6 protein-coding genes and 1 pseudogene are annotated in these 7,410 nt (G+C 43.1%); 5 read left to right on the top strand and 2 right to left on the bottom strand.

From position 1 onward, the window contains the following. Positions 1-292: 292 nt before the first annotated feature. The 3 genes and pseudogenes from IM322_RS05915 (at position 293) to arsS (ending at position 3,023) form a co-directional block, all read left to right on the top strand. Positions 293-524, top strand: a pseudogene (locus tag IM322_RS05915) (type II toxin-antitoxin system RelE/ParE family toxin). 440 nt (positions 525-964) lie between these two features. Beyond that, positions 965-1,939, top strand: coding sequence for an arsenosugar biosynthesis arsenite methyltransferase ArsM (gene arsM, locus IM322_RS05910; RefSeq protein ID WP_287677213.1), 975 nt, complete (start codon positions 965-967; stop codon positions 1,937-1,939). Positions 1,940-2,045: 106 nt separating this feature from the next. Next, positions 2,046-3,023, top strand: a complete 978-nt coding sequence (arsS, locus tag IM322_RS05905; protein ID WP_287677211.1) for an arsenosugar biosynthesis radical SAM (seleno)protein ArsS — start codon at positions 2,046-2,048, stop codon at positions 3,021-3,023. Between the two features lie 207 nt (positions 3,024-3,230). Here the strand turns inward: arsS and IM322_RS05900 are convergent, their stop codons facing one another. Then, positions 3,231-3,503 (bottom strand): DUF3143 domain-containing protein, encoded by a 273-nt coding sequence (locus IM322_RS05900; protein ID WP_004163459.1) that lies wholly within the window; start codon positions 3,501-3,503, stop codon positions 3,231-3,233. A gap of 5 nt (positions 3,504-3,508) precedes the next feature. After that, positions 3,509-4,003 carry a J domain-containing protein gene (locus IM322_RS05895; protein WP_287677209.1) on the bottom strand — a complete coding sequence of 165 codons (495 nt, stop codon included), beginning with the start codon at positions 4,001-4,003 and terminating at the stop codon, positions 3,509-3,511. Positions 4,004-4,051: 48 nt separating this feature from the next. Here IM322_RS05895 and IM322_RS05890 point away from each other — a divergent pair, with 48 nt between their 5' ends. Beyond that, entirely contained in the window at positions 4,052-4,615 is a 564-nt protein-coding gene (locus tag IM322_RS05890) for a thylakoid membrane photosystem I accumulation factor (RefSeq protein WP_287076000.1), read from the top strand. Positions 4,616-4,886: 271 nt separating this feature from the next. Then, complete coding sequence (locus IM322_RS05885) at positions 4,887-6,449, top strand: iron uptake porin (protein ID WP_287677206.1); 1,563 nt, start codon at positions 4,887-4,889, stop codon at positions 6,447-6,449. Positions 6,450-7,410 lie beyond the last annotated feature (961 nt).

The following is a 7,410-nucleotide window of genomic DNA, read 5'->3' as shown; positions in this document are numbered from 1 at the left end:
ACTCAATTGTCTATCTTTTGGTATTAACCCGTTTGTGCCTTAAGTCCTTCCCTGTATAGATTTCAGCTATTTTTGAGCGTAGGCACTCTCATCGAATTTTATTTTAAGTTAATTATTTGCATAGCAATTACCGAAGAGCCGAAATTTTAGCTAACTTTCAGGAATTAAAAGAGGCGATCGCTACTGGAACAGCCAAAAGGGGGACCGTAGAAGAGTTGATTGCTGATTTGAATGAGGATTAACAATGAATCTAATATAGAGTGAAGGGTTTAAGCGTTCGTTTAAGAAGCTAATCAAGAAAAATCCCCAGTTAAAACCTAAAATTTTCGATGTACTTAGAAAACTGGCTGAAGACCCATTTACACTGTCTTTAAAAAACCATAAGTTAAGTGGTAATTTAGAAGGGTTATGGTCTTGTACTGTGGCTTACGATTGTCGAATTATTGGCGATTTTTAGTTTTTCGGAAAATGGAGAATATTTAGAAGTCATCATCTTGTTAATTGATATTGGTAGTAACGACTAGGTGTACAGAAAATAAGATAGACTGGAAAGTGATCCCGCAGGTTTCTGCGTTGCGGTACGCAGATATTGGGTGCATCCCAGTTAGGAGATTGGGCAAAAACAAGCCCAAAAGTTAGGTTTGGAAGGCAAATCTACCCTCAGTCCGGCGTTAATTAAGGAAGTGCTGTCTGCGTGCTTGTGCCAAAACCTCTTATCAACAGGCCGAAGAAGATTTATAGTCATTTCAGATAAGTCTGATACACTCTAGACTGGTTAAACCCTTATGAACTCTGGCATTGCTATTCTCAATCTTAATTGAAATGACTATATTCGATCTCTCGGAGCATCAAGATAAGCTAAGACGCATTTTAAGCGTTTATAGGTCAGTACGAATGCTACGATAGCGTTGGGTGAGGATGCGAAGTCGGTCCTTGAATTGATCAGAGAAAAGGAGTTTAAAGGATGAAAATGACTTATCTGGAAGCTACTGCCAAATTTTACAGGGAAGTAGCCCAAACTCCCGAAGTGGGGCTATGTTGTGTCCAAAGCAGTCCTTTGCAACTACCGGGGTTAAAAATCCCTGCCATTATGCAGGAGATGAACTATGGTTGTGGCACGACGGTGCAGGCCAATGAATTAGGCAATTCTCCCAGGGTTTTGTATGTGGGTGTGGGTGGTGGTTTAGAAGCACTGCAATTCGCCTATTTTTCCCGTCGTCCAGGGGGAGTCATTGTGGTGGATCCAGTGCCAGAAATGCGTTGGGCAGCCCAAAGAAATCTCAGCGAAGCGCTGCTGGAAAATCCCTGGTTTAGTCTCGATTTTGTGGAAATTAGAGATGGTTCTGCCTTTGAATTGCCGGTGGAGGATGCCTCCGTCGATGTAGTGGCGCAGAATTGTCTTTTTAATATCTTTAAACCAGCCGATTTACAGTTAGCTTTACGGGAAGCTTTTCGCGTCTTAAAACCGGGAGGACGTTTACTGATGAGCGATCCGATCGCCACTCGTCCCATTCCCGAACATTTGCAAGAAGATCAGCGTTTACGCGCTATGTGTCTATCGGGGGCCTTGACCTACGAGGATTATATTAAACAGCTGATCGCTGCTGGTTTTGGTCAGGTAGAAATTCGGGCCCGTCGTCCCTATCGTTTACTGGACTGTCAGAGTTATAATTTAGCCGAGCCGCTCCTATTAGAAAGTTTGGATTCCGTTGCTTTTAAAGTAGCTATTCCCGAAGATGGTGCCTGTATTTTTACGGGCAAAACTGCTATTTATACTGGTACGGAAGCAATTTTCGATGATGGTGTCGGGCATATTTTATCCAAAGGATTACCAGTGTCCGTCTGTGATAAAACTGCGGGCAACTTAGCTCGTTTCTCTCCCCAAGATATAATCATCACCGAGTCCACTTGGCACTATAATGGGGGCGGTTGCTGTTAAAAAAGTAGCGTCGAGACAAGTTCGATACCTCAGTTATCAGTTATCATTGATTAGTGATTGGTCACTGTTTACTGTTTACTAATTACTGTTTACTGTTTACTCTCCCATGACTCCTTTTGTTGAGAAACTAAAAACTCCTTTAACTAAGCAAAAAATCTCGGTTCTGCAAATTAATTTGGGGAAAAGATGTAACCTTGCCTGTAGCCATTGTCATGTGGAAGCTAGTCCAGGTCGCTCCGAAGAAATGACTCCAGAAGTGTGCGAACAAATTATCGAACTGATCGAAAGATTTCCCCAAATTAAAACCGTCGATCTGACCGGCGGCGCTCCGGAAATGCTCTACGGTTTTAAGCCAATTGTGGAAACCTCTAGAAAAGCTGGAAAAGAGGTAATTGTGCGCTCAAATTTAACTATTTATTTCGAGAAAGGATTTACTGATATTCCTGAATATTGCGCTGGCCATCAGTTGCGGGTGGTGGCTTCTTTACCCTGTTATCTTGCCGATAATGTGGATAAAATGCGCGGTATGGGAGTCTATGATCGATCAATCGCCGCTTTACAATGGTTAAACCGTCTCGGCTACGCTCAAGAGCCGAATTTGATTGTGGATTTAGTCTATAATCCCCAGATTCCTAAGTCAGAGAATTTTTCTCTCACACCAGATCAGGTATCCCTGACACGGGATTACAAAAAGTTCTTGCAAGAACATTTTAATATTTCTTTTAACAATCTGTTTACTATCACTAACCTACCCGTCGGCAGGACACGCTTCCATCTGGAACACCGGCAACTCTATCAACCCTATCTTCAATTCCTCGAAGACCATTTTAATGGCGATACTGTCGAGCATTTGATGTGTCGTAATCAGCTTTCGATCGATTATTTGGGTAATATCTATGACTGCGATTTTAATCAGATGGAAGATCTGGTCGCTTGCACCAGTCAAGGCCAAAAATTAACCCTGCCAGATTTATTACAAGCGGGTACTTTAGAGCTAATTGCAGAGGTACAAACCGCTTCCTATTGCTACGGTTGCACTGCCGGCAGCGGTTCCAGTTGTGGGGGAGCTTTGATTTCAAGCTGAACAAGTGTACTGGATTGACACCGCGTCTCGGAAAATTTAGTACAAATGCTCGGACTCTGGTGCTGTCTTAACGGGGTAGGGTGTGGGGTGTGGGGTTTTACCGATTTTCAGGGGGTCAATTAGCCAATTTTCAGGGAAAAAGTCCCTGAATTCTCCCCCCGATCACTCCAATCGCTGGCACTTTTTAGTCAAAAGTTTGGCCGATGATTAGGGACCGGAAAAAACCGCCGATTCGATATCTTGGCGACTAAGGGAGTATTTAAAAGCGCGATTGATGTCACTGCCGTCATTTGCTGCCCGAAAGTAACGAACGGTTATTTCTTCGATATCGAGGCAGATTTCCGCTTTCCATGTTGGTTTTTCGACGATCCAACAGTGGATATTCTCGGTATTTTTCCGACAACCTAATTTAACTAGCCATGCTTCGATCGCCGGTAAGGGATGATTATAGAGGGGAGTATCGGCAGTGGGAATCTTCATCGCATCTAAATCAAAAATAATTGGGCTACAGTGACGGCATTCTCTCCTCGAAGCATAGCAATAATCACCGCTAGTAACAAGCAGCCCAGCAGGGTGAGTGCCAAGATAAACAAAGCAAAAATTTCTCCCGAAGATAGGGGGCGATCGGTAGGATCGAGATAGGCGCTACGATTAGCTATGGGTTCATCGCTATCGGGGATAGTTTGGATGACATTCCAGCGCGAGTAACCTATCTGTAAATCATACAGGGAACGGCGATCGGGATTACTAAGGGTGGCATAAGCTTCGTTAAGACGCTGGAATTTAACCGTTGCCACTTCGGGGCTGAGTTCGGTAGTATCGGGATGGTATCTTTTGCTTAGTTCCCGATAGGCGCGTCGCACTTCGATCACCGAGGCGCTCGGATGTAGCCCTAGAATGGCATAATAGGTATCGGCAAAGCGCGAGTTAGCGGCAATGACTCGCGAGGTGGTTTGGGAATTATCGCGCTCGAAGGTCACAAGATTTTTTAAACTAAAAATTGTCTTAATATTTTAACCCTGTTGATCATGAAATCTCGTTATCGGCCGCGTCTTCAGATCTGTCTTGTCTTTCTTATTGTTGCTCTGACGAGTTTGTCTCCTTGGCTAACCCCTAGCGCCTATGCGGGGATCGATGATGATCGCCTCGATGGTAATATTTTTGTGGTCTATGCGGGTAATGGTTCCCTCGTACCGCCGCGTTTAAATTTAGCGGAAACTTTTCAACGGAAAATTCCGGCTATTATTGTCTATTATCTGGATGATAGTAGTGATTGTAAGCAATTTGCGGCGATTGTCTCCCGTTTTCAAGAGTTTTACGGTCGCGCCGCCAGTATTATCCCCGTTACTGTCGATTCTATCCCCTTAAAGTCTTCCTATCGTCCCGATGAGCCGGGTTACTATTATCGCGGTGGGGTTCCCCAAACGGTGGTTTTAGACCAACAAGGTAAAGTGGTTTATGATGGTTTGGGCAATGTTAAATATGAAGATGTGGATGATGTCTTAAGAAAGGTTTTTGAGCTTTTGCCTCGATCGCAATCGCTAGAGTTAAAAAGACGCTCTTTTAACGAGTTTAACGCTGAATTGCGCTAGTCACCTCGTTTTTTATCCTCAATTGAACCAAAAATAATCATTTAGAGATGCTGTCAGCAGCGTCTCTATATTGTTCTTAGGAACAATAAAATTATTTACCTGTTGCTTTTATTATCATTTAAGATTTATTTGAACCAATAAATGCTAGACAATTCAGATTTTATCTGAAGTAACATTTGACAAATATTTGCAACAGTGCCAGACTGAAAAAAGTTTGCTAACCTGATTATACTGAGAACAATAATCATTCTTATAGGTGTGAGAGACAGCAATGAAAATCAAGCAAAATTTCCTAACAGCAGCGATATTACTGGGGTTTTCCAGTCCAGTACTGGCTAATAGTCTCGAAAACCTCTCTAGTAACCCCATGGCACAGGTGACGACGGTGAATCAATTGCGGGATGTTTCTCCCACCGCCTGGGCTTTTGAGGCATTAAGAAGTCTCGTGGAGAGGTATGGTTGTATAGTAGGTTATCCTGACCGTACTTTTCGCGGTGAACGCGCTTTAACTCGTTGGGAATTTGCCGCCGGGTTGAATTCCTGCTTAAATACCCTAGAAAGATTGATTCAAGAAGGAGTAGCGGTATTAAAAGAAGATCTAGACAGAATCAAGCGATTAGTCAGCGAATTCGAGACAGAATTAGCGGCCTTAGGGGCTAGGGTTAATAACTTAGAAAATCGAGTCGCTTTTCTGGAAAATAATCAATTTTCCACCACCACTAAATTAACCGGGGAAGTGGTAATGGCATTATATGGGGTAGCCACAGGAGAAAAAAACGGTGGTGAAGGGATTCCCCAAGTACCAGCTTTTGGTTATCGGGCCCGTTTAGAATTAAATACTAGCTTCACAGGCAAAGATTTACTCTATACCCGTTTAGCAACGGGAAATATTGCCGATTTAGCCGATACTACGGGAACTTTTGAAAGTACCTTAGCCTTTACCCAACCCGACGGCAATGATTTATTGCTAGAAGTTTTAAACTACAGTTTCCCCGTAACGGAAAATATCTACCTCTGGTTAGAAGCGACGGGAGGTGCTAAAGATGACTTTACCAATACCCTCAACTTTTTGGATGGAGATGGTGCTAGTGGGGCGCTTTCCGATTTTGGCACCCGCAATCCCCTTTATTTTGCCCCCGGACAAACTGGACTCGGTTTACAGGGTAATTATGGGGCTTTGCAATTCAGCGCCGGTTATCTTGCTGGGGATGCTAACGATCCTAACCCAGGAGCGGGTTTATTTAACGGTTCCTATACTGCCCTAGCGCAGGTGGGTTATGTTCCAGACGAGAATTTTGGCATTGCTTTATCCTACTTTCATGGTTATAACCAATTAGACACGGGGACGGGAAGTCAGCGCTCGAATTTCCGATTTTTCACCGAAGAACTATTCGGGGAGGCTGTCCCGACCATTAATAATAGTTTGGGTTTACAATTTAGTTGGCGAATTGTCGATGGTTTTGTTCTCGGTGGTTGGGGGGGTTACACAAAAGCTATCACCCTTAGCACTTTAAATGGACAAATAGAACGCGGGGATTTAGATATCTGGAATTGGGCGGTAACTTTGGCTTTTCCTGATTTATTTAAGGAAGGAAATACGGCTGGTATTATTGTTGGTATGCAGCCTTGGGTATCTAGTTCTAGTATTAGATTAAATGATGGCAGTTCCACTAATGATCCCGATACTTCCTTTCATATCGAAGGATTTTATGAGTGGAAGCTCACCGATAATATTGCCCTTACTCCAGGGGTAATCGTGATTACTTCTCCTAACTCGAATAACAACAATTCCACCTTAGTTATCGGCACTATCCGCACGACTTTTACTTTCTGATTTGTCTAGGCAGCTGGTCAGAAATAAAGATAAAGTATGACGGGATTTGACATCATCTCTCGACGACCGGCTGCTGTTCCGTCGTTCCCCAGTCTCCTATCGCTTTTAAATAGGATTTAGTATCAGTATAACAGTCAGTCAATTTACCATTCGCCGACGAGAATAAGCAGGGTAATCGCAGGTTATTTTGTATAAATTATAACAGACAAAAATCCCTGACTATTATTTTTAGCAGGTTGAACTAAGAGGAGTTAATCTGAGAGAAAGTAATACTAAATCCGTTGAGTATAGGCTACTTATGAGGACAGGCACTCATGCAAGAGGCACTCATGCAAAAGGGAGAATAAATAGGGTTTGCAGCAAAAAGTTTGTTGGTGGGGTTAGGAGTCGGTCGTCAGGAGTCGGTCGTCAGGAGTCGGGAGTTTCAGGCTTTGTTGCCCTCTCTTTTTTGTACCAACTTATGTACTACAACAAGGATAATGCAAGGTTTTTGATGGTCCCAATCCGATTTTCGCAGCATGAACATCGGATTTTAACAGGTCAAAAGCCTTATTTTAAAAGGGTTTTACCATTATTCAGCAAGCCCTAAATAATCAGTCTTTAATAACCGGATTTAGTATAAGCACAATTTCTAGAAATAGCTCGTCTTCTGAAAAGCCTCTGGCTCTTACTAAGCTAAACGGCTTTTACTTCGGATCACCGATATAGACTCCAAAAGGGTTATAGCTATTGGATCATGCAGGTTAAGCGCCGTTTAGCTTAGGTCTTCTGAAATCACCAGCAGGGCGGCTCTTGGGGAGCATCTCACCTTTGCAATAAGTAGGGTCTGCTGAATAAAGCTAAAAACCTTACAGGAAAAGGCTTTTAGCTTGATTGAGAGTCGCTCAGGTGCCCCTGAATCTGCTAAAATCGCTTAAAACCCTTGCATCTTCTCTACCTAGTACTAATGTATCGCAAGATT

The organism is Microcystis sp. M109S1 (genome assembly GCF_020247025.1).
Lineage (GTDB): Bacteria > Cyanobacteriota > Cyanobacteriia > Cyanobacteriales > Microcystaceae > Microcystis.
Note: the sequence above shows the minus strand (reverse complement) of the source record. Positions and strands in the feature narration are given on the sequence as shown.

Bases quoted from the DNA above. Each gene is read 5' to 3' on its own strand.
- arsM (WP_287677213.1), top strand. From the start codon at position 965: ATGAAAATGACTTATCTGGAAGCTACTGCCAAATTTTACAGGGAAGTA.
- arsS (WP_287677211.1), top strand. From the start codon at position 2,046: ATGACTCCTTTTGTTGAGAAACTAAAAACTCCTTTAACTAAGCAAAAA.
- IM322_RS05890 (WP_287076000.1), top strand. From the start codon at position 4,052: ATGAAATCTCGTTATCGGCCGCGTCTTCAGATCTGTCTTGTCTTTCTT.
- IM322_RS05885 (WP_287677206.1), top strand. From the start codon at position 4,887: ATGAAAATCAAGCAAAATTTCCTAACAGCAGCGATATTACTGGGGTTT.
- IM322_RS05900 (WP_004163459.1), bottom strand. From the start codon at position 3,503: ATGAAGATTCCCACTGCCGATACTCCCCTCTATAATCATCCCTTACCG.